Below are 20,818 nucleotides of genomic sequence, written 5' to 3'. Positions count from 1 at the left end.
TTTTAAATTATTTCTAAATGATAAATGTTTAATGCTTAGTCTAAAGTAATCTTTAGGCCAAGACCACGAAGTTCATGCAACAATACATTAAACGATTCGGGTACACCCGGAGTTTGCATGTTGTCGCCCTTTACTATACTTTCATATGCCTTAGCACGTCCAACTACATCATCGGATTTTACAGTAAGTAATTCTTGCAAAATGTTGGCAGCACCAAATGCTTCAATAGCCCATACCTCCATCTCTCCAAAACGCTGACCTCCAAATTGAGCTTTACCCCCCAATGGTTGTTGCGTAATCAGTGAGTATGGTCCTATGCTACGTGCGTGCATTTTGTCATCAACCATATGGCCCAGTTTAAGCATATAGATAATACCTACCGTTGCAGACTGATCGAATCTGTCGCCTGTAAGACCATCATATAACTGAGTTACACCATAGCGAGGAATGTCGGCCTTGTCGGTGTAGTTACAGATATCATCAAGGGTTGCGCCATCAAAAATAGGTGTAGCAAACTTTAACCCCTAACTTCTCACCCGCCCAAGCAAGAACGGTTTCATAAATCTGACCAATATTCATACGCGATGGCACGCCCAGTGGGTTAAGTACAATATCTACCGGTGTTCCGTCTTCAAGGAAAGGCATATCTTCGGCACGCACAATCTTTGCTACAATACCCTTGTTTCCATGTCGACCAGCCATTTTATCACCAACCTTTAGTTTACGCTTTTTGGCAATATATACCTTAGCTAGTTGCATAATTCCAGCTGGTAATTCATCTCCCACGGTAAGTGCATATTTCTTGCGCTTAATAGCTCCAATTACATCTTGCGACTTTATAGTATGATTATGTAACAGCTGAGTAATCTTCTCATTTAATTCTTTATCGGTAGTCCATTTTAACGGGTTGATGTTTTCAAGACTTAAGTCTGCTAACATCTTTTGCGTAAACTTGGTTCCCTTTGGAATTAAAACTGCTTTTAATAAGTTTGAAACACCTTGCGATGTTTTTCCGTTAACCAGCGTGAATAACTTCTCAACCAATCTAGATTTTAACTCAACAAGCTGCTTAGCCTGGTCTTCATCAAGCTGGGTAAGAATAGCCTTTTCATCGCCTTTCGATACCTTATCCTTAAGGTTACGAGAGAATAATTTCTTGTTAATTACAACACCGACTACCGATGGCGGAACCTTAAGCGATGCATCCTTAACATCACCGGCCTTATCTCCAAAAATAGCGCGTAATAATTTCTCTTCTGGCGAAGGATCTGTCTCCCCTTTAGGAGTAATTTTTCCTATTAGGATATCACCCTCACGAACCTCTGCACCTACACGTATCATTCCATATTCATCGAGGTCTTTAGTTGCCTCTTCACTTACGTTTGGTATATCGGCTGTTAATTCTTCCATACCGCGTTTGGTATCGCGTACTTCAAGGCTATATTCATCAATATGTACCGAGGTAAATATATCCTGACTTACTACTTTTTCATTTATCACAATGGCATCCTCAAAGTTGAAACCACGCCAAGGCATAAAAGCTACTTTTAAATTACGTCCCAAAGCTAATTCTCCATTGTTGGTAGCATAACCCTCACATAGCACCTGACCTGCTTTAACCTTATCACCTCGTCTTACAATAGGTTTAAGATTAATGCTTGTATTCTGATTAGTTTTTTGAAATTTAGTAAGCTTGTAAACCTTTAAATCGTCTTCAAATGAAATCAACTTTTCTTCGTCACTGCGGTTGCTACGAATATGAATTTCTTCGGCATCCACATACTCTACAACTCCATCATACTCAGCATTAATTAATACCCGTGAATCGCGCACAAGGCGTCCTTCAAGTCCTGTGCCTACAATTGGTGCTTCGGGACGCAATAAAGGCACCGCTTGACGTTGCATGTTCGAACCCATCAACGCACGATTCGCATCATCGTGTTCCAAGAATGGGATGAGCGAAGCCGCAATAGATGCAATTTGGTTAGGTGCCACATCCATTAAATTTACTTCGTGCGGGTCAACGATTGGGAAGTCACCTTCTTTACGAGCTTTAACTTTTACAGTTTCAAAATTTCCTTTAGAGTCTACCTGAGCAATCGCCTGGGCAATTACCTTGTTATCTTCTTCTTCAGCAGTTAAATAAACAACATCGGTATTATCTACATCTAGCTTACCTTCAATTACCGGACGATAAGGTGTTTCTATGAATCCCAAATTGTTGATTTTTGCATAAACACAAAGGGAAGATATCAAACCGATATTCGGCCCTTCGGGTGTTTCAATTGTGCATAGACGACCGTAGTGGGTGTAGTGCACATCACGTACTTCAAATCCTGCGCGTTCACGCGAAAGACCTCCGGGTCCAAGAGCTGACAACCTGCGTTTGTGAGTAATTTCACTTAATGGATTAGTTTGATCCATAAACTGGCTCAACTGATTAGTTCCAAAGAATGAATTAATAACTGATGACAATGTTTTTGCATTGATTAAATCAGTTGGTGTAAAAACTTCATTATCGCGAACATTCATACGCTCACGTATTGTGCGGGCCATGCGGGCCAATCCTACTCCAAATTGCGAATATAATTGCTCGCCAACTGTACGAACCCTACGATTGCTCAAGTGATCGATATCATCTACATCAGCTTTTGAGTTGATAAGTTGAATAAGATATTTAATTATGCATATGATATCTTCTTTAGTAAGTACTTTGGTATCTGACGGAGTTAATAGTCCTAACTTCTTATTGATACGATATCTACCAACCTGACCTAAATCATAACGTTTGTCAGAGAAAAATAACTTCTCAATGATTCCACGAGCTGTTTCCTCATCAGGTGGTTCTGCATTACGTAATTGACGGTAGATATGCTCCACCGCTTCCTTTTCGTTATTTGATGTATCTTTTTGAAGTGTATTGTAAATTACTGCATAATCAGCAGCACTTGTTTCATCTTTATGTAAGATGATACTTTTTACTCCAGCATCAGCAATAAGATCAATGTGTTCAGACTCGAGTATCGTTTCACGATCCAAAATTACTTCGGTTCGTGTAATAGAAACTACTTCACCAGTATCCTCATCAACAAAATCTTCAACCCAGGATTTCAATACTCTGGCAGCCAACTTGCGGCCTACACATGTTTTCAGGGCAGCCTTTGACACCTTTACCTCATCGGCAAGCCCAAATATTTCTAATATGTCTTTATCAGTTTCAAAGCCGATAGCCCGTAAAAGCGTAGTTACTGGGAACTTCTTTTTACGATCAATGTATGCGTACATGACATTGTTTATATCGGTGGCAAATTCAATCCATGAGCCTTTAAACGGAATTACACGTGCCGAATATAATTTGGTACCATTAGCATGTCTGCTTTGACCAAAGAATACACCAGGCGATCGATGCAATTGCGATACAACTACACGTTCAGCACCATTAATTACAAATGTGCCTTTAGGAGTCATGTAAGGAATTGTTCCAAGGTAAACGTCTTGTACAATCGTTTGAAAATCCTCGTGCTCGGGATCTGTACAATATAATTTAAGTTTTGCCTTTAGCGGTACGCTATAGGTGAGACCTCGCTCGATACATTCTTCAATAGAATAGCGAGGAGGGTCAATAAAATAATCAAGAAATTCGAGGACAAAATTATTTCGCGAATCAGTGATGGGGAAATTCTCACTGAATACTTTATACAAGCCTTCTTTTTCGCGGTTATCAGAAGTTGTTTCTAACTGGAAAAAATCCTGGAAAGATTTTAACTGAATTTCTAGAAAATCAGGATACTCCAGATTTTGTTTGGCCTTGGCGAAGTTAATTCGTTTCGTGCCTTTTTCGTGGAAAGTGCTGATTGAAGCCACTATAATAAGATTTTTAAATTAAAATAAAGGAAACCGTGAGTTGAGAGAAATGAGTTGGATAGATAATCTACCCAGGGAAGTTTGTATTTTTATAAATCCATTTGGTTTTAGAAAAACACAAAATATACTTGCGTTATAAACAGGAATAAGACCAACGGTGCACTGAAGTGCACCATTGGCCTAAATCAAAACTTTTATGTGTTGAATTACTTAACTTCAACTTCAGCACCTGCAGCTACTAATTGATCTTTCAATGAATCAGCCTCAGCTTTAGATACACCTTCTTTAATTGCCTTTGGAGCACCATCAACTAAATCTTTTGCCTCCTTCAATCCTAATCCTGTAAGATCTTTAACCAACTTAACTACGTTAAGTTTAGCTTGACCTGCACTTTTAAGAATAACATCAAAAGTTGACTTTTCTTCGGCTGCTGCTGCACCACCACCAGCTGCTGGGGCTGCAACTACAGCTGCTGCTGCTGCCGGCTCTATACCGTGTACGTCTTTAAGGATTTTTGCAAGTTCGTTAACTTCTTTTACGGTTAAGCCAACGAGTGTTTCTGCTAATGAATTTAAATCTGCCATTTTATTTGAAATTTTTAATTTGTTATTTATTGATTTTGATATTGTTTAAAGAATCGATTGCAAAGATTAACTAAACTGTATGGAAGCTACAGTTATAGAAAAATTATGCACGTGACTCAAGCGTTTTAATAATTCCTGCAATTTTGTGACCGCCACTTTGTAATCCACCAATAACATTGCGTATTGGAGATTGCAACAAGGCTAATACATCTGCTATTAATTCATTCTTCGACTTCAGACTGGCTATCACTTCAACTTGATTATCGCCAATGAAAACTGAAGAGTCAATATAAGCGCATTTTAATATCGGCTTGGTGTTGTCTTTTTTGCTTCGAATTTCCTTAATAAGTTTTGCGGGAAGGTTTGCCGTTTCGCATAGCATAAGTGCCGAAGATCCTTTTAATGAATCATACAAAGGTTCATAAGCTTCAGTATTCATGCGTTCAAGGGCTTTCTTTATGAGCGAATTTTTTGCAACACTCATTTTAATGCCTCTGTCGTAGCACATTCTTCGCAATTGACTTGTTTTTTCTGAATTCAAACCTGAGATATCGGTTATATAAAACCCATTGTAAGCAGAAAGGGTATCCACTATCTCATCTATTGCTTTATTCTTTTCTTCTCTTGTCATTTTGTGTAAGTTTTTATGGGTTTATAATTTAAGCTATTTATTTAGTGTCTATCTTAATACCATGGCTCATTGTGCTTGACAAACTTACACTCTTCATATAAGTTCCTTTGGCTGCACTAGGTTTTAGCTTTACAATAGTGTTCAATAATTCATTTGCATTTTCTTCAATTTTCTTAGCATCAAATGATACCTTACCAACTGAAGAATGAATGATTCCTTGCTTATCTACTTTAAAATCAATCTTACCGGCTTTAACTTCCTCCACTGCTTTACCAACATCGTTTGTAACTGTACCAGTCTTTGGATTTGGCATAAGGCTGCGAGGTCCCAATATCTTACCTAACTTACCTACCTTAGCCATTACTGAAGGCATGGTAATTACAATATCGATATCGGTCCAACCTTTTTCGATTTTCGAAATATAGTCATCCAATCCAACATGATCGGCACCTGCTGCTTTTGCTTCTGCCTCCTTATCGGGAGTGCAAAGAACAAGAACACGTACATTTTTTCCGGTACCATGTGGAAGAGTTACCACCCCACGAACCATTTGATTTGCCTTACGCGGGTCAACCCCCAGGCGGATGCTCAGATCAACTGAAGCATCAAATTTTGTATAGGAAATGTCCTTTACAATTTTGCTTGCATCCTTCAAACTGTATGTTTTCGAAGGATCATACTTGGCAAGCGTAGCTTTTTGTTTTTTCGTTAATTTTGCCATTTATTAATTTATTACGATGTGCAAGCGTGCCGTTATTTGCGACACTCCATCAAGTGAACAATCTTTTTTGTCTAAGAATGATGACCTTGAAAGATACGTTATGAGCTATTAAGTATTTAGAACATCTAACTTTTGAAGATGTTTTTCTATACTGCTTACTTTTCCGCTTACCTTTTTAATTCCAACATTCGAAAAAAATCAAAGAACAATTAGAAAGGCCTAGTGCCTTCTACAATTACCCCCATGCTGCGTGCAGTACCCGCCACCATACTCATGGCTGATTCCATTGTAAAACAATTCAAATCAGACATTTTTTCTTGGGCGATTTCACGCACCTTATCCCAATTTATAGTAGCAACCTTCTTACGGTTAGGTTCTGCCGAACCGCTCTTAAGTTTTGTGGCCTCTAAAATAGCTACCGCTACCGGTGGCTTTTTAATAATAAATTCAAAGGACTTATCTACATATACTGTTATTACCACTGGCAATACTTTGCCAGCCTGGTCTTGTGTGCGAGCATTAAACTGCTTGCAAAACTCCATAATGTTAACCCCTTTTGCTCCTAATGCAGGACCAATTGGAGGGGCAGGATTGGCAGCGCCACCCTTTACCTGAAGTTTTATTAATGCACCTATTTCTTTTGCCATTTTATTTTTTTTTAGTTTGAGTAGGCATTAATCCTATGTTTTTGTGCCATTCTTAGCCGGCAAAATATGGAAGCTATTTTGATACTTCCGGTCTAAGCAAAAACTGAGTAATGCGATGATTTTATTCCTTTTCAACTTGCAAGTAACTCAACTCAAGTGGAGTTTTGCGGCCAAATATTTTTACAATTACCTTTAATTTTCTCTTTTCTTCATTAACTTCTTCAATAACTCCTGAAAAACTATTGAATGGTCCATCAATTACTTTTACAGTTTCGCCAACTACGAAAGGAATGTTAGCAATTTCAGGAGATTCGGCCAATTCATCCGCCTTTCCTAAAATCCTGTTTACTTCAGACACACGCAATGGTGCTGGTGCCTCTCCCTTAGGGCCCAGAAAGTTAATTACTCCTGGAATATTCTGAATTATATGGGGGATTTCGCCAGAAATATTTGCTTCCAACAATACATAACCAGGCAAATAACTGCGTTCTTTAGAAATCTTCTTACCATTTTTAATCTGATATATTTTTTCGGTAGGTATAAGAACCTGAGCAACAAAATCCTGCAATTTCAATCGTGAAATTTCAGCATCTATATATTGCTTTACTTTCTTTTCCTTACCACTGATGGCACGTATTACGTACCACTTTTTTTCTGCTACCTCTGTCATCTTTGTTCGGCTTAATAAAACCTGATTGATTTATTCGTTTAAGTAAGGCTATAAATAAATCCAAGTATACCAGAGAATACCAGGTCTATAAGCCAAATGATTAATCCAACAATTACTGTTGCTACCAAAACGGTAATGGCCGATTCTTGTAATTCTGCCCATGTTGGCCAGGATACCTTGTGCATTAGTTCGTTGTACGACTCTTGCACATATATTTTCAATTTATCCATCTTTGCTTGTTTTACTTTCTTGTTTTTAATTGTTATTCCTATTCAATAAACTATTTTAATAATCACAGATAACTTATTGAATTACAACACCGTTGATACTTGCAGGAGCAGAGATTCGAACTCCCATCAACGGTTTTGGAGACCGCTATTCTACCCTTGAACTATGCTCCTTTCATATACAAACAATCACCGAAGGCTCAAAAACCTCCGGTGAATGCTGTTTATAATTGACTCAGTTAAGATTACTTAACAATATCAATTACCTGACCTGCACCTACAGTACGACCACCTTCGCGAATCGCGAAACGTAATCCTTTATCCATAGCTACGGGTACGATAAGGTTTACAGTAATTGTAACGTTATCACCTGGCATTACCATCTCACGACCTTCTGGCAATTCTATCTCTCCAGTTACATCTGTAGTGCGCATATAGAACTGAGGGCGGTATTTATTGTGGAAAGGAGTATGACGACCACCTTCTTCCTTTTTCAATACGTAAATCTCAGCTTTGAAAACAGTATGAGGAGTAATAGAGCCAGGCTTGGCTATAACCATTCCTCTGCGGATATCGTTCTTTTCGATACCACGTAATAACAAACCCACGTTGTCACCTGCTTCTCCACGATCAAGAATTTTACGGAACATCTCAACCCCAGTTACAGTAGAAGTTAATTTCTTCTCTTGCATACCGATGATTTCAACAGTTTCATTTGAGTTGATTACTCCACGCTCGATTCGGCCTGTTGCAACAGTTCCGCGACCAGTAATAGAGAATACGTCTTCTACTGGCATCAAGAATGGCTTATCAACATCTCGAGGAGGAAGTGGAATGAATGTATCAACTGCATTCATTAATTCCATGATTTTCTCTACCCACTTAGCATCCAGGTTTAATCCACCTAAAGCAGATCCACGGATTATAGGAGTATTGTCACCATCGAATTGATAGAAGCTTAATAATTCACGGATTTCCATCTCAACGATATCTAAAATTTCAGCATCATCAACCATGTCAACCTTATTCATGAAAACAACAATCTTTGGAACTCCTACCTGACGGGCAAGAAGAATGTGCTCACGGGTTTGTGGCATAGGTCCATCTGTAGCTGCAACCACTAATATAGCACCGTCCATCTGCGCAGCACCGGTAACCATGTTCTTCACATAATCAGCGTGTCCTGGGCAATCAACGTGTGCATAGTGACGCGCAGCAGTTTGATACTCTACGTGTGCAGTGTTGATGGTGATACCTCTTTCTTTTTCTTCAGGAGCATTATCGATAGAATCGAATGAACGCTTTTCTGAAAGTCCTTTTTCTGCCAATACGGTAGTAATTGCAGCGGTTAAGGTTGTTTTACCGTGGTCAACGTGACCAATAGTTCCAATGTTAACGTGCGGTTTGGAACGATCAAATTTTTCTTTTGCCATTTTGATATAGTGTTAAATTGTTAACTTTAAGTGTTTTTTATAAGATTTAAATACGTTTTTTCATTTCAATAATTCATTCAATTTAGAAGGCTGCTAACCTTTACTGTTTATTAATAAACCCATTTGCCGAATACCAATTCTTAATGGTTTGTGTCGCTAGGAGACTAACTTTTTAAGCAAACCCGATTCGAGCATAAATCAAAGAGCCAAAATTTGAGAAGAGCTGTTGATGAGAATTGAACTCACGACCTCTTCCTTACCAAGGAAGTGCTCTACCCCTGAGCTACAACAGCTTACTAATTTATTAAGCTCTGTATTAATAAACAAAAGAACTACAACTAGAGCGGAAGACGGGGCTCGAACCCGCCACCTATAGCTTGGAAGGCTATCGCTCTACCAAATGAGCTACTTCCGCATTGATGGTTTATAACCAAATACCAAGTGGGGAGTGGTGGATTCGAACCACCGAAGTCGTAAGACAACAGATTTACAGTCTGTCCCATTTGGCCACTCTGGTAACTCCCCTATTTAATTCAAGTTACCAACTTTATTGTTTCAAAGAACCAATCGCTTGTCAGTAAACAAAAAAAAGTTCCTGTATGTACTAACAATACAGGAAGCTCTTGAGCCGAAGAAGGGACTTGAACCCCCGACCTACTGATTACAAATCAGTTGCTCTACCAACTGAGCTACTTCGGCCTTCGATTAGATTTGATAAATTACCAAGGTAACTTGCTCAAAGCGAACCCATTGGAACGGCATTTGTACAGATGCCATTTTTTTGGGACTGCAAATGTAGAAAACAATTTTTAACCTACAAATTTAGAACTCAATTTTTTTTCCTCTTTGGGTCGCGTCAAGTTAGGCAATATTTTAGCACTATAAAAGGACGTTTATTAGTTGTTTTTATACATTTTGACACATTTTCATTTCTTTAAAATTATGTCAATATTCCCGATCCTTTGCCTCATTTAGTAAATTCGTTTTCGCTGTTAAACTATTTAATCTATTGAAAAGTTAGGTTTTAGAGTTTAAAGAACAACTCGGGAAAGGAAGCGTGAAGTCTGTAAAGCAAATTAAAACACTCTTATGTTTATCCAATTAGAATCTTATTATTGTTGTTATTTAGCGATACCAACTACTGAAGATTATCCTCTATTAATGATTAAAAAAAGGTAAGTTAGGCCTGATAAGAATACTAAAAAGTTAATTTTACGGTTTAATGACTATGCGAGACAAAAATTTATACTTTTGAAAAAAAATATCCGGAAATGCAAAACGACTCAGGTTTTTTTCGATTAAGCAGGTGTTTTTATGTTTTGGTTCTTTTTAGTTTACTTATTTTTTCATGTAAAAAATATGAAACTGTTACCGAACCAAACAATACCCCACCACCAGATTATACTGTTGATGAAGTAAAGGTAGAAAACTATGTAAATAAATCTTTCATCACATTGATTGGAAGAGAGCCCTCAACCGCTGAATTAGGCTTCTACAAACAGAACTTGTTGGTTGCGAATTTTTCGATGGCCGAACGAAAAGAATTCTTGCAGGATGTAATTAAATTACCCGACTATCTAACTCATACCTACACTGTATTTTTAGCTGAACTTTTAAACAATCAGGATACTACAGATATTTCGCTGATGATAAGCGTATTTGGAATTTTACTAAACGATACAACATATGCCCCATTTTGGTCAATTATACAGGAAGAACAGAATCGGCTCATTGATTTTCAAAAATTTAATAATGAATGGGCTGTAGGCAATAAACGTGTTGATGAATTACACCGCATGATGGTTGACAACTATTTTTATGACCAAATTAATATGGGTTCATTGAATTATGTGATATCGGTTTTTCAACACTTCCTTTTACGAAACCCCAGCAATAGCGAGGAGACGTCATGTGTTACAATGATAGATGGGCAGTCTGCCCTCTTGTTTGGTCAATTGGGAAAATCAAAAAAAGATTTTAATGATATTTTCTTCAATTCGGATGATTACTTTGAGGGTCAGGTGCGAAAATATTTTTTACGCTATTATTTTCGTGAGCCCGATAATGCTGAAATGATTAAGTACACAAAGGATTTAAAAACTTATAAAGACTTTACAAAATTCCAGTCAGACATTTTAGCTGAAAATGAATTTGCCGGAATTTAAAAACATATATAGCAATGGTTAACAAAATAAAATTACTTATACTGGACTTTATTATAGCCGGACTAGGTTCATGTAAAAAAGAAACAAATGTAGTATATGAAGTAAATGAGAGCACGGTAAACACTTTTGGAAATCCAAAAGAACGTATTAAAACAACGGTTGAATTTATTTCAATTGCTTATCAGGATTTGTTTGGCAATACTATTTCGGCTCAGAAATTGTCATCGCTAAGCGTTGCCTATACCGCTTTTGGCGACAAAAAGTTAATTGAAGATATGATAATTAAAAACTTTATCAACCAACCAAATACGACCATACCAACTCAAGCAGTGATGATGGCAGACAAACAGAAATTTATTTCCGAAACTTTTAAGAAAATTTACAACCGGAATCCTGGCGAATACGAAACCTGGTTTATGGAAAAGGAGATAACTGATAATGCATCACTTACCCCAAAAATGATTTATTATGCTATGATGACTTCGGATGAATACAGGTATTATTAACTAACGAAAAAATTAAATCAGATGCTAAATAGAATTTAGTTCTTCAGACAAGGTATTTGAATTGAAATATTAAGAAAAAAGACAAATAATGAATAGAAGGAGTTTTCTGAAAAAATCGATGGTTGCAAGCGCAGGCGCTTTTGCTGCACCTTATATATTGCCCAGTGGGCGGTTATTTGCAGCTACAGGTGCTCGAAAGGTTAACCATGTCGTGTTTTGTTTATTTGCCGGAGGGGTTCGTAATTTTGAATCGATACAAAAGGCAGAAGGCAACCTAATGCGTGCAATGCTTAATGGCAATGAGGCCATAACAGCCGATATATTGCCTGCTATGTCTCCGCTGCCAAATTCGCCATTGCCATTGCCATTACAAAACTATGGTACATTATATAAAGAGTTCAGATATGGCACCGGGCCTACGGGGCACTATAATGGACATACAACTGCAGTGACCGGAACCTATACTGCGGTTGACTTAAACATCAGAGATAATCCGGCCAACCCAACTATATTTGAATATTATCGTAAATATAATTCCACATCGCAAAGCGCATTAAATACCTGGTGGGTATCGAATAGTCTCGGTCCATATCCAGCTTTAAATTATAGCAAATATCCGGGATATGGTGCTGCATTTGGCGCCAACTTTATTGCACCCACGTTTTTAATTAGTCAGGAAGGTTACGATGCCTTAGGCAACATGCAATCCTTTACCAGCAGCGAGGAAGCTACGATAAAAAACATTCGTAACTTTATGAATCTGAACTTTAATAAGAAATTTAAAGATAATGAAGTAGGTGTTGTTAATGAAACACAGGATGTAAAAAGGCTTCAGGATTTTATTCTTGATAAGTTTAATAAAGCAGTAAGTGGTCAGTATGCTAATCCGTGGAATCTGGCTAACGGTGGCATTATGACGAATGATATGTATAACATACTTTTTGCAGAAGAAATAATTCAGGAGTTTAAGCCTGAGTTAATGGTTGTAAACATGCAGGATGTGGATATATGTCATTCAAACTTTACGCAATATTGCAACAACCTTCGCAAGAGTGACTATGCCGTAGCCCATTTGTGGAATACCATACAGAACACTCCGGGAATGGCTAATGATACCATCATGATAATTGCACCTGAGCATGGCCGCAACTTAAATCCAAACTCGATAGTTGATAATTATGGACGCAAAGCCCTAGACCATACCAGTGACCAAACTTCGCGCGAAATATTTTGTATGGTAATTGGGCCGCCTTCGGTAGTAAAACAGGGACAGGTAATAAACTCTATTCAGGGTGAAAGTATTGACATAGTACCTACTATTGCTAACATACTTGGCTTTGATACAGGCATACCGAATGGTATGCTTAGTGGACAGGTATTGCAACAATCATTTATATAAAGCGAAAAAAAAATTATCAATGAAACTAAAACGTATACTATCATTGTTATTTATAGGAGGTACATCTATAATCTTATTTGTAACATGTGGAAAAGAGGAATTGCCTCCTAACCCGTATGATGATATTAAAATAACAGTAACCCCTCCCCCTGTGGATACCAATAGCCCCTACTCCATTCAATGGCTGCATAAAAATATATTTAACCCGAAATGCAATAATCCTGGTTGCCATGATGGCAATTTTGAACCTGATTTTCGAACCATACAAAGTTCATATTCGACTATGGTGTATCAGAAGGTAAAAAAGAACAATCCACAAGGAAGTTTTATATATCGTGTAAAACCATATGATACACTAAATTCATGGCTTCATGAGCGGCTTATTACTGATGATCCTGACCTTGGTCAAATGCCACTGTATGGTAATCCGCTAAAGCAAAGCGAGATGGATAAAATAAATGGATGGATAATGAAGGGCGCTCAGGATATGTTTGGCACTCCTGCTTCGCAAGCTTCGCTGCCTAATGCTCCACCAATGGTTAACGGATACGGAGCTTTTGTAGGCAATGTGCAAGTAGATACCTTAAGGCAAAATGGCTTGCAGTATTATCCATTTCAGATACCGAGTGCTACTCAAATGATAATGGCTTTTGCACTTGCAGATGATAGCACTGCGATAAGTGCATTAACGATTAATCAGTTAAAGATTTCGACTCAAAAGGATGACTTTAGCCAGGCTATTACCTTATCTTGCACTTACCTTAACTTGCAACCTGGCGAAATTTATTATACTCCGGTTGACTGTTCCTTATTGCCAAAGAATCAGGTGTTATACTTCAGGTATTATGTAGGTGATGGTAATCCAAATAATAATGTTGAATTTCCAAACAACTTAAGCCCTGATTATTACAAAACCTATTTTGCTATGATTGTGTATTAATAGCAACATCTTTTCGGTTCAATTTTTTTGTTTCTAATTTTGTTTCTGCCTTGCGCGGTTTATTTTACGTGCTTTTAAAAGTATTGGTAAACTAATAAGGTAGTACAAGGACTTGTTAGAATTGCCGTAATACCAGCTATATAACAATAATTGCAGTTCTCGAAAAAAGGATGATTAACTCAAATTGTACAAAGAATTATCGAGCTTGATTTAGCTCAGGAGAAACGCTAGTTTCCTTACCTGATGAAGTTGCTGAAAGCATTAGGAAATGGAGCTTCTGCTATTAGTATGAGATGTTTGTTTTGATAAATTGTTTGATATGGACTAGTGATTTTAAGCACCAAACATTATTTGAATTAGGTTGCGCCAAGGATGCGAAGGGGCAGCTCTTTTTAGGTTTATGTGAAGAGATAATAATACGAAAGTGAAAAATTGTTTAATGCAGAATAAAATGCTCAACTGCAGGAAGCAGAAACATAAACCTTAAAAAGCCGAAGCCCGCAGCAGCCTGCCCGGGCGCCAAAAAAAATAATACATATATCCCTGTTTTTGATAATCAAATACGCAATGTTTAATATTCCTGATTATAAATGCACTTTGAAGCCTGTTGTGAATAATAAAATTTCTAATTTCGCCCCACTTAAATTTTAAACATAATATGGCAAAAAATAAGAACATCCTGGATACGGTGCACAGCGCAAATCCTTTTGAAGAGATGATAAAGCGATTTGATATTGCTGCAAAAACATTGAAACTTGAACACGATGTGTATGAGATAATGAAGTATCCTTCTCGCTCCATTGAGGTTAACCTACCAATAAAAATGGATAGTGGCGAGATCAAAGTATTTAACGGATATCGTGTAATACACTCCACAGCATTAGGGCCCAGTAAGGGAGGAATACGCTATAGCACTGATGTAACCGAAGATGAGGTGAAAGCGTTAGCCGCGTGGATGACCTGGAAATGTGCTATTGCAGATATACCATATGGAGGAGCAAAGGGTGGAATTAAATGCGACCCTGCGGTTATGTCGGAAGGAGAATTGGAGCGATTGACGCGTGCTTATACACGTGCCATGAGCGATATTTTTGGTGTAGATAAAGATATACCTGCTCCTGATGTAAATACAAGCGGTCGTGAGATGGCGTGGATAGTGGATGAGTTTTCTCGTTTTTCCGGTGGGTTTACTCCGGGTATTGTTACCGGCAAACCATTACATCTGGGGGGGTCGCTTGGGCGTGTAGAGGCTACCGGACGTGGTGTAACCACCAGCGCAATTTGTGCTATGGACAAAATGAAAATGAACCCTACGAAAAGCACCGCAGCAGTGCAGGGCTTTGGTAATGTAGGTAGCATTACTGCCAAGCACTTTATAGAGCGTGGACTTAAAGTAACTGGTATAAGCGACCATACAGCAGGATTTTATAATGCAAAAGGAATTGATATTGCTAAAGCCTTGGATTATAAGTCTAAAAATGGCAATGTATTGAAAGGCTTTAAGGGAGGCGACCTTATAACCAATGAGGAGCTACTTGAACTTAAAGTAGATGTGCTTGCTCCATGTGCCATGGAAAATCAGATAACAACAAAAAATGCAAAAGACATAAAAGCAAAATTGATAGTGGAAGGCGCTAATGGCCCAACTACATTTGATGCTGATGATATATTAAACAAAAAAGGTATTGTTATTATACCAGATATTTTAGCTAATGGTGGAGGTGTAACGGTGTCGTACTTCGAATGGGTACAAAATCGCACGGGCTACTATTATAGCGAAGAAGAAATAAACAGACGTGCTGATAAATGGATGATTAAAGCATTTGAAAATGTGTGGAAAGAAAGCATTAAGCATAAAATATCGATGCGCATTGCAGCTTATGTATTTGCATTAAACAAAGTTGCTGATGGCGTAAAATCGCGCGGCAGCTATTAATATAAATACTTCCCCTTAGCTTGAGCTAAGGGGAATTTCTTTTTCTAATCATTATGTGAATAACATCTATAGCTACCTAATATTCAACTGCACCCTGACTTAAAATACCCAACCATGACACTGCATAAAGAAGGAAAAGCTACTATTACATATACACTGATTGGAATTGTGTTAGTTAATGCAGCGAGCTTTGTTTTATTAAAAAATTATTTTCCGATACAGGTAGGACTTTTCATTTTTACAATGATTTTTCTCTACATCATTTTGCAATTTTTTAGATCGCCTGATCGTAAAATATTTCGCAATGAGCAATTGATTGTGTCGCCTTGTGATGGTAAAGTAGTGGTGATAGAAGAAACCTATGAGCCTGAATATTACAAAGAAAAGCGATTGCAGGTAAGCATTTTTATGTCGCCATTTAATGTGCATATAAATTGGTACCCGATAAGTGGTGCAATTAAATATCTGAAGTATCACACCGGAAAATACCTGGTTGCTTGGGACCCCAAAGCAAGTACCGAAAACGAACGTAGTACCATAGTCATAGAAAAGGAAAATAAATTTTCGATTTTGGTGAGGCAAATTGCAGGTGCATTGGCTAAGCGAATTGTGTATTACGGCAACGAAGGCCTTGTTGTAAAACAGGGCACCGAACTTGGCTTTATAAAATTTGGATCGCGGGTTGATATATATCTACCACTTGGTACTAAACTACACGTAAAAATTGGTGATAAAGCTGTTGGGAATGAAACGGTGATTGCAGAGATGTGATTGCAGAGATGTGATTGTAGTAATTTAGATTGGTCTTGATTTTTTTTGCAAGCAACAAAACCCCCAACCGCCTGCAAGGTCAATGTCATTAAGTTTAGGTTGAAAAATAATAATGTCACCCGTTTCGGGTTTGAACATAACTTTGGGTGCATTCTATAATAATACCATCACTTCGTGATTGGAATGCTGTTTAAAACCCGAAGGGTTGAAATTATTATAGCAAATAAAAGTTGAGTTGAACCTAAACCCTTACCTTCTGTAAGGCAGGCTCGTAGAGGTGACATTATTTTCTTAACTTAATAATGACAATACCCCCAACTGCTGCTAGGGACTCTAAATACATGATTTTTAGCTAAAGCTTATCGACTCGTCTTAAAAAAACTGGCAACAGAAAATAAATTGCATTCTACCTTGTTCGTTTTCTTTGTTAACGGTAAGGCTATACGTTATTGCAATGTGCAAGAATTTACCAAAGCAGTGCAAGCAAAAGTTGAGTTGAGGATAGAAGAGTGATTTTGAATGGTAGTTTGGTAGCTAAGAATAATTTCAAATATAATAACTGACGTTTACAAACGATTTACATTACACTATATTCTTTTTCCACCAATACTGAAACACAATCAACCCCCATATACGTGCTGCGGCCTCGCCAGGGTCAGTGCTGTGGAGCTGGGCAATGAGCTTTTCAATTTCGTGATAATTAAATATGCCCTGCATTTCAACTGTTTTTTTGCTTAACAAATCTTCTCGTATCAATTGATTCAAATCATTGCGCAACCATTTTAATAACGGTACTTCAAAACCATGTTTACCACGCTTAAATATTTCCTCAGGCAAATCATTTCGAAAAGTGTCTTTCAATATTTTTTTTCGGCTATGTGCATCTATTTTAAAACCAGGTGGGCACTTGAATGCAAAATCAACAATGGTATAATCTAAAAACGGGTTTCTTACCTCAAGGCTATTAGCCATGCTCATGGTATCAACCTTTACAAGCATATCACCTTGCAATACAATATTTACGTCCGCTAGCAAAACAGAATTGAAATCTATATAATCGTTTAACGCACTCATCAGCAATTGCTGATGAGCAATAAAATCGGCAGTTTTATTTTCCTTTAGAATTGATGATGCCTGTTGTAGCACGGCATAAGAAATCCAGCGATAATATCGCTCGGATGTACTTAGCGCTGCACCTTCGGCATAACGATGCAACTGCCTGAAGGTATTAGTTATTTTATTGTTGCGCGACTTGGGCAAAACATTTAGTACAGGCTTGGCCACGCCCATCACCAAATTTGTAATGTTACTTAGCTGTATTTTCAATTCGGCCGCATGCTTGTTATATCCGGCAAAAATTTCATCTGCTCCATCGCCACTAAGAGCCACGGTGACGTGCTTGCGTGTTTCCTTGCTCAATATATATACAGCTATGGCAGAAGAATCAGCAAAAGGCTCATCAATACTATCTAGCACATCAAACAGGTTGTTGAATAAATCATCATTGCGCAAACTAAAGACGGTATGGTTGGTATTTAGTTTTTTAGCAACAAGATTGGCATAAACTGTTTCATCAAAATATTTTTCATCGGCATATCCAATTGAAAACGTGTTAAGCTTGCTTACACTCTTGCTTGCCAATGCACAAATAATAGAAGAATCGATACCTCCACTCAGGAATGCACCTAAAGGCACATCGGCCACCAACCTTCGTTGCACAGCATCATGCATGAGATTATTTAATTTCTTTTTTGCACTTTCATAATCCTGGTAATACTGTGCAACAGTATGTTGAATTTGATAGAATCTTTTTTCCTTGCAAATAATATCAACCACATCCTTGTTGCACTGATATATGCTGTAGCAAGCTGCCGGCATCTTGTGTACATTCTTAATAATGGTAAGAGGTGCGTTTATGTAGTTAAGCTGCAAATACTCAAGCAATGCGGTATAGTTTAATGTCTTGTTTATTCCAAAAGTCAAAATGGATTTTAACTCAGAGGCAAAAAGTAAGACATCCTCATCCTCATAAATGTACATTGGCTTCACTCCAAATCGGTCGCGAGCCAGCACAAGCTTTTTGGTAAGCGTATCGTATAGTGCAAGTGCAAAAAAACCATTCACATGGTGCAAAAAATCTATTCCATGCTTTATGTATAATTGCAGCAGTACTTCGGTATCGCTTTCGTTATTAAATGTAACACCTTCTTGCAACAGTTGATTCCGATAATGCTTGTAGTTGAAAAACTCTCCATTGAAAACAACTACGTATCGCTTGGTTGCATCATACATTGGCTGGTTGCCACTTGTACTTGTATCAATGATTGACAATCTGCGGTGCCCCAGAGCTATTTGCTCATCGCTAAAGATACCTTGCCCATCAGGGCCGCGGTGTGCCAGACATTCGGTTGCTATATTTATCTTCGATAAATACGATTTTCCCTTTTCCGTTTTGGCTATAACACCTGCTATACCACACATAATTACTCGGGCGTAATTGTTTTTTCAAATTGCTGTATAATCACACGCCAATCAAAGTTTTCTCTTACAAATTTAATAGCATTGTTGGCTATGTTGTTGCGCTCAGCTTCGCTATTCAACAGTTTTGTAATGTGCGCGGCATATTCTTCGGGTTGTGACCCAACATATGCTTGTACCCCATGTGTTGCATGTATTGCGTTGTTGGCCAAATTGCTGATTACACATGGTGTTTGCATGGCCATCGCTTGCAATATTTTATTTTGCAATCCAATACTAATTTGCATAGGAGCAAACAACAACTTGCTCTCATAAAAATAAGGGCGAATATCATCTACCCATCCTGTAACGGTAACCCTATTAGTTCCATCGCCACTGGCAAGCGCCTTTACTCTTGCATCAGGATTATCGCCTGCAATTACAAATTTCAAATCAGGAAAGTCCTTATACAACAACGGCAAAACTTTGTCGTGTATAAAAAGTACCGTTTCAATATTGGGTGGATAGTTCATATTGCCGGCAAATAACAAGTCGTATTTTTTAGCCGGTACTTGTGCCGGGTTAAAATAATCCAGGTCAACACCGTTGGGCACAATGTGTATATGACCACCATCAGTTTTGGTTATATGCTGCCTATCTTGTTCGCTGATAATGATATGATTTTCAAAATGCTCATAGATTGATTCTTCATACCATTCGAGGCGCTTTTGCTCCATCCTGGCAAACATGCTCATTGGAAATGAACTGCGCTCGCCCAACCGCGACATGCCCATGCCAAATGCATCCATGTAATCAAGCGTTTTGGGAATTTTGTCTATGTGCTTTACATACTCGCTCATCCGTATCAGATGGCAAACTATATGATCAGGTTGAAATTCTGATATCAATGCATCAATTTTTGATTGTGCAGAATAACGCTTAAAGTACACCACCGAAAACGGCAGATATCCAATAATATTTTTTATCAGATTAAAATAGCTGTTAATCTTGGATATTACTTCAGTATGTATTTGACTACAGTACGGTTGCAGTTGTGCCAACTGATTTTGCGTTACCTCCGTTTCGTTTAGTGCAAACAGGATTATTTCATGATTCTTGCTCAGATGCTTAATAAATTCATAAGCACGCAGCTTATCACCTTTTTCAAGTGGGTAAGGAAATCGCGATGTGAGATATAGAATTTTCAAAACTACCTATCTATTGATTCTTAGTTTTACAAACTTGGAATAGTTACTACAATGCCTTGCTGTCCGAGGCTTATCAAACGTTTTTCAGGGCCAAAGCTGAGCAAAATTTTATCGCTAAAATACTCGTGCTTTTCATTCATTTCCAGTTGCACTTCGTTAATTTCGTATTCAAGTACATTCTGCCATACATCTGAATTGGATACATCGCTCTCTTTGATATATACATCGCCTTCAAATTTATCATACAACTCCTTATTGACAGCAATTATATTAAAATCAATTACTTCAAGTGCATCCATCAGTTCACTTACACTTATGCAAATGGTTTCTTTATCAATAAAAGTAAATTCTATTTTATCAAGAAACTCAACAGCCTCATCATTTTTGGCCTTATTTACCCAATTAAAATAAGTTACTTTTTGAATCTGCTGATTTTCGAGCAATAATAATTGATTTAATTCACTCGCACTAAAAAATTTAACTTCGGTAAAGTTACTTTCTTGCATACTTAAATTGTTGGGAGGCCAAAGATAATACTAAAATGGGTTTGGAAGAATGAAAGATTTGGGAGGTTGAATGCTCCAAATTTTAAGCCATTGAACTTAAAGTGTAGATTTTAAAGTTGCTAGCATTGATTATGGCCCTTGTCTATGGTTGAG

The 20,818-nt window shown here is 37.8% G+C and carries 16 protein-coding genes, 5 tRNA genes and 1 pseudogene; 6 read left to right on the top strand and 16 right to left on the bottom strand.

Annotation, left to right across the window (positions count from 1 at the left end; all coding sequences use genetic code 11):
• Positions 1–35: 35 nt before the first annotated feature.
• The 13 genes and pseudogenes from rpoB to IPO27_07915 all read right to left on the bottom strand — a co-directional run bounded on the left by rpoB (position 36) and on the right by IPO27_07915 (position 9,476).
• Positions 36–3,855: pseudogene (rpoB, locus tag IPO27_07975) on the bottom strand (DNA-directed RNA polymerase subunit beta).
• Positions 3,856–4,070: 215 nt separating this feature from the next.
• Positions 4,071–4,448 carry a 50S ribosomal protein L7/L12 gene (rplL, locus tag IPO27_07970; GenBank protein MBK8846462.1) on the bottom strand — a complete coding sequence of 126 codons (378 nt, stop codon included), beginning with the start codon at positions 4,446–4,448 and terminating at the stop codon, positions 4,071–4,073.
• 103 nt (positions 4,449–4,551) lie between these two features.
• Complete coding sequence (locus tag IPO27_07965) at positions 4,552–5,079, bottom strand: 50S ribosomal protein L10 (GenBank protein ID MBK8846461.1); 528 nt, start codon at positions 5,077–5,079, stop codon at positions 4,552–4,554.
• A 37-nt stretch (positions 5,080–5,116) separates the two neighbouring features.
• The gene (locus IPO27_07960; protein MBK8846460.1) at positions 5,117–5,800 is read right to left on the bottom strand and encodes a 50S ribosomal protein L1; all 684 of its coding nucleotides are present in this window, start codon (positions 5,798–5,800) and stop codon (positions 5,117–5,119) included.
• Between the two features lie 209 nt (positions 5,801–6,009).
• Positions 6,010–6,447 (bottom strand): 50S ribosomal protein L11, encoded by a 438-nt coding sequence (gene rplK, locus IPO27_07955; protein MBK8846459.1) that lies wholly within the window; start codon positions 6,445–6,447, stop codon positions 6,010–6,012.
• Positions 6,448–6,568: 121 nt separating this feature from the next.
• A complete protein-coding gene (nusG, locus tag IPO27_07950) occupies positions 6,569–7,117 on the bottom strand; it encodes a transcription termination/antitermination factor NusG (GenBank protein MBK8846458.1) in 549 nt (182 codons plus the stop codon).
• Between the two features lie 38 nt (positions 7,118–7,155).
• Entirely contained in the window at positions 7,156–7,347 is a 192-nt protein-coding gene (gene secE, locus IPO27_07945) for a preprotein translocase subunit SecE (protein ID MBK8846457.1), read from the bottom strand.
• A gap of 102 nt (positions 7,348–7,449) precedes the next feature.
• A tRNA-Trp gene (locus IPO27_07940) sits at positions 7,450–7,518 on the bottom strand.
• Between the two features lie 71 nt (positions 7,519–7,589).
• The gene (gene tuf / locus IPO27_07935; GenBank protein ID MBK8846456.1) at positions 7,590–8,777 is read right to left on the bottom strand and encodes an elongation factor Tu; all 1,188 of its coding nucleotides are present in this window, start codon (positions 8,775–8,777) and stop codon (positions 7,590–7,592) included.
• A 221-nt stretch (positions 8,778–8,998) separates the two neighbouring features.
• Positions 8,999–9,070, bottom strand: a tRNA-Thr gene (locus IPO27_07930).
• 49 nt (positions 9,071–9,119) lie between these two features.
• Positions 9,120–9,192, bottom strand: a tRNA-Gly gene (locus IPO27_07925).
• A 27-nt stretch (positions 9,193–9,219) separates the two neighbouring features.
• Positions 9,220–9,302, bottom strand: a tRNA-Tyr gene (locus IPO27_07920).
• Positions 9,303–9,403: 101 nt separating this feature from the next.
• Positions 9,404–9,476 (bottom strand) — tRNA-Thr (locus IPO27_07915).
• Positions 9,477–10,048: 572 nt separating this feature from the next.
• Between IPO27_07915 and IPO27_07910 the strand changes: the two genes are divergently transcribed.
• The 6 genes from IPO27_07910 (at position 10,049) to IPO27_07885 (ending at position 16,494) form a co-directional block, all read left to right on the top strand.
• Positions 10,049–10,942: a hypothetical protein gene (locus IPO27_07910; protein ID MBK8846455.1), complete on the top strand. Its 894-nt coding sequence runs from the start codon at positions 10,049–10,051 to the stop codon at positions 10,940–10,942.
• A gap of 14 nt (positions 10,943–10,956) precedes the next feature.
• A complete protein-coding gene (locus tag IPO27_07905; protein MBK8846454.1) occupies positions 10,957–11,448 on the top strand; it encodes a hypothetical protein in 492 nt (163 codons plus the stop codon).
• Between the two features lie 88 nt (positions 11,449–11,536).
• Positions 11,537–12,847, top strand: coding sequence for a hypothetical protein (locus tag IPO27_07900; protein MBK8846453.1), 1,311 nt, complete (start codon positions 11,537–11,539; stop codon positions 12,845–12,847).
• A 19-nt stretch (positions 12,848–12,866) separates the two neighbouring features.
• On the top strand, positions 12,867–13,787 hold the full coding sequence (locus tag IPO27_07895; GenBank protein MBK8846452.1) for a hypothetical protein: 921 nt from the start codon (positions 12,867–12,869) through the stop codon (positions 13,785–13,787).
• A gap of 658 nt (positions 13,788–14,445) precedes the next feature.
• Positions 14,446–15,723 (top strand): Glu/Leu/Phe/Val dehydrogenase, encoded by a 1,278-nt coding sequence (locus tag IPO27_07890; protein MBK8846451.1) that lies wholly within the window; start codon positions 14,446–14,448, stop codon positions 15,721–15,723.
• Positions 15,724–15,837: 114 nt separating this feature from the next.
• Positions 15,838–16,494: a phosphatidylserine decarboxylase family protein gene (locus IPO27_07885; GenBank protein MBK8846450.1), complete on the top strand. Its 657-nt coding sequence runs from the start codon at positions 15,838–15,840 to the stop codon at positions 16,492–16,494.
• A gap of 582 nt (positions 16,495–17,076) precedes the next feature.
• Here IPO27_07885 and asnB read toward each other — a convergent pair.
• Genes asnB through IPO27_07870 form a run of 3 tightly spaced genes read right to left on the bottom strand, consistent with a single transcriptional unit; the run spans position 17,077 to position 20,665 of the window.
• Positions 17,077–18,975 (bottom strand): asparagine synthase (glutamine-hydrolyzing), encoded by a 1,899-nt coding sequence (gene asnB, locus IPO27_07880; GenBank protein ID MBK8846449.1) that lies wholly within the window; start codon positions 18,973–18,975, stop codon positions 17,077–17,079.
• 2 nt (positions 18,976–18,977) lie between these two features.
• Complete coding sequence (locus IPO27_07875; GenBank protein MBK8846448.1) at positions 18,978–20,159, bottom strand: glycosyltransferase; 1,182 nt, start codon at positions 20,157–20,159, stop codon at positions 18,978–18,980.
• A gap of 26 nt (positions 20,160–20,185) precedes the next feature.
• Positions 20,186–20,665 (bottom strand): hypothetical protein, encoded by a 480-nt coding sequence (locus tag IPO27_07870; protein MBK8846447.1) that lies wholly within the window; start codon positions 20,663–20,665, stop codon positions 20,186–20,188.
• Positions 20,666–20,818 lie beyond the last annotated feature (153 nt).

It is taken from the genome of Bacteroidota bacterium, from assembly GCA_016714535.1.
In the GTDB taxonomy this organism is placed as follows: Bacteria; Bacteroidota; Bacteroidia; order AKYH767-A; family OLB10; genus JADKFV01.
Note: the sequence above shows the minus strand (reverse complement) of the source record. Positions and strands in the feature narration are given on the sequence as shown.

Bases quoted from the DNA above. Each gene is read 5' to 3' on its own strand.
- IPO27_07895 (MBK8846452.1), top strand. From the start codon at position 12,867: ATGAAACTAAAACGTATACTATCATTGTTATTTATAGGAGGTACATCT.
- tuf (MBK8846456.1), bottom strand. From the start codon at position 8,777: ATGGCAAAAGAAAAATTTGATCGTTCCAAACCGCACGTTAACATTGGA.
- IPO27_07960 (MBK8846460.1), bottom strand. From the start codon at position 5,800: ATGGCAAAATTAACGAAAAAACAAAAAGCTACGCTTGCCAAGTATGAT.
- IPO27_07900 (MBK8846453.1), top strand. From the start codon at position 11,537: ATGAATAGAAGGAGTTTTCTGAAAAAATCGATGGTTGCAAGCGCAGGC.
- rplL (MBK8846462.1), bottom strand. From the start codon at position 4,448: ATGGCAGATTTAAATTCATTAGCAGAAACACTCGTTGGCTTAACCGTA.
- IPO27_07965 (MBK8846461.1), bottom strand. From the start codon at position 5,079: ATGACAAGAGAAGAAAAGAATAAAGCAATAGATGAGATAGTGGATACC.
- secE (MBK8846457.1), bottom strand. From the start codon at position 7,347: ATGGATAAATTGAAAATATATGTGCAAGAGTCGTACAACGAACTAATG.
- nusG (MBK8846458.1), bottom strand. From the start codon at position 7,117: ATGACAGAGGTAGCAGAAAAAAAGTGGTACGTAATACGTGCCATCAGT.
- rplK (MBK8846459.1), bottom strand. From the start codon at position 6,447: ATGGCAAAAGAAATAGGTGCATTAATAAAACTTCAGGTAAAGGGTGGC.
- IPO27_07870 (MBK8846447.1), bottom strand. From the start codon at position 20,665: ATGCAAGAAAGTAACTTTACCGAAGTTAAATTTTTTAGTGCGAGTGAA.
- IPO27_07885 (MBK8846450.1), top strand. From the start codon at position 15,838: ATGACACTGCATAAAGAAGGAAAAGCTACTATTACATATACACTGATT.
- IPO27_07890 (MBK8846451.1), top strand. From the start codon at position 14,446: ATGGCAAAAAATAAGAACATCCTGGATACGGTGCACAGCGCAAATCCT.
- IPO27_07905 (MBK8846454.1), top strand. From the start codon at position 10,957: ATGGTTAACAAAATAAAATTACTTATACTGGACTTTATTATAGCCGGA.
- asnB (MBK8846449.1), bottom strand. From the start codon at position 18,975: ATGTGTGGTATAGCAGGTGTTATAGCCAAAACGGAAAAGGGAAAATCG.
- IPO27_07910 (MBK8846455.1), top strand. From the start codon at position 10,049: ATGCAAAACGACTCAGGTTTTTTTCGATTAAGCAGGTGTTTTTATGTT.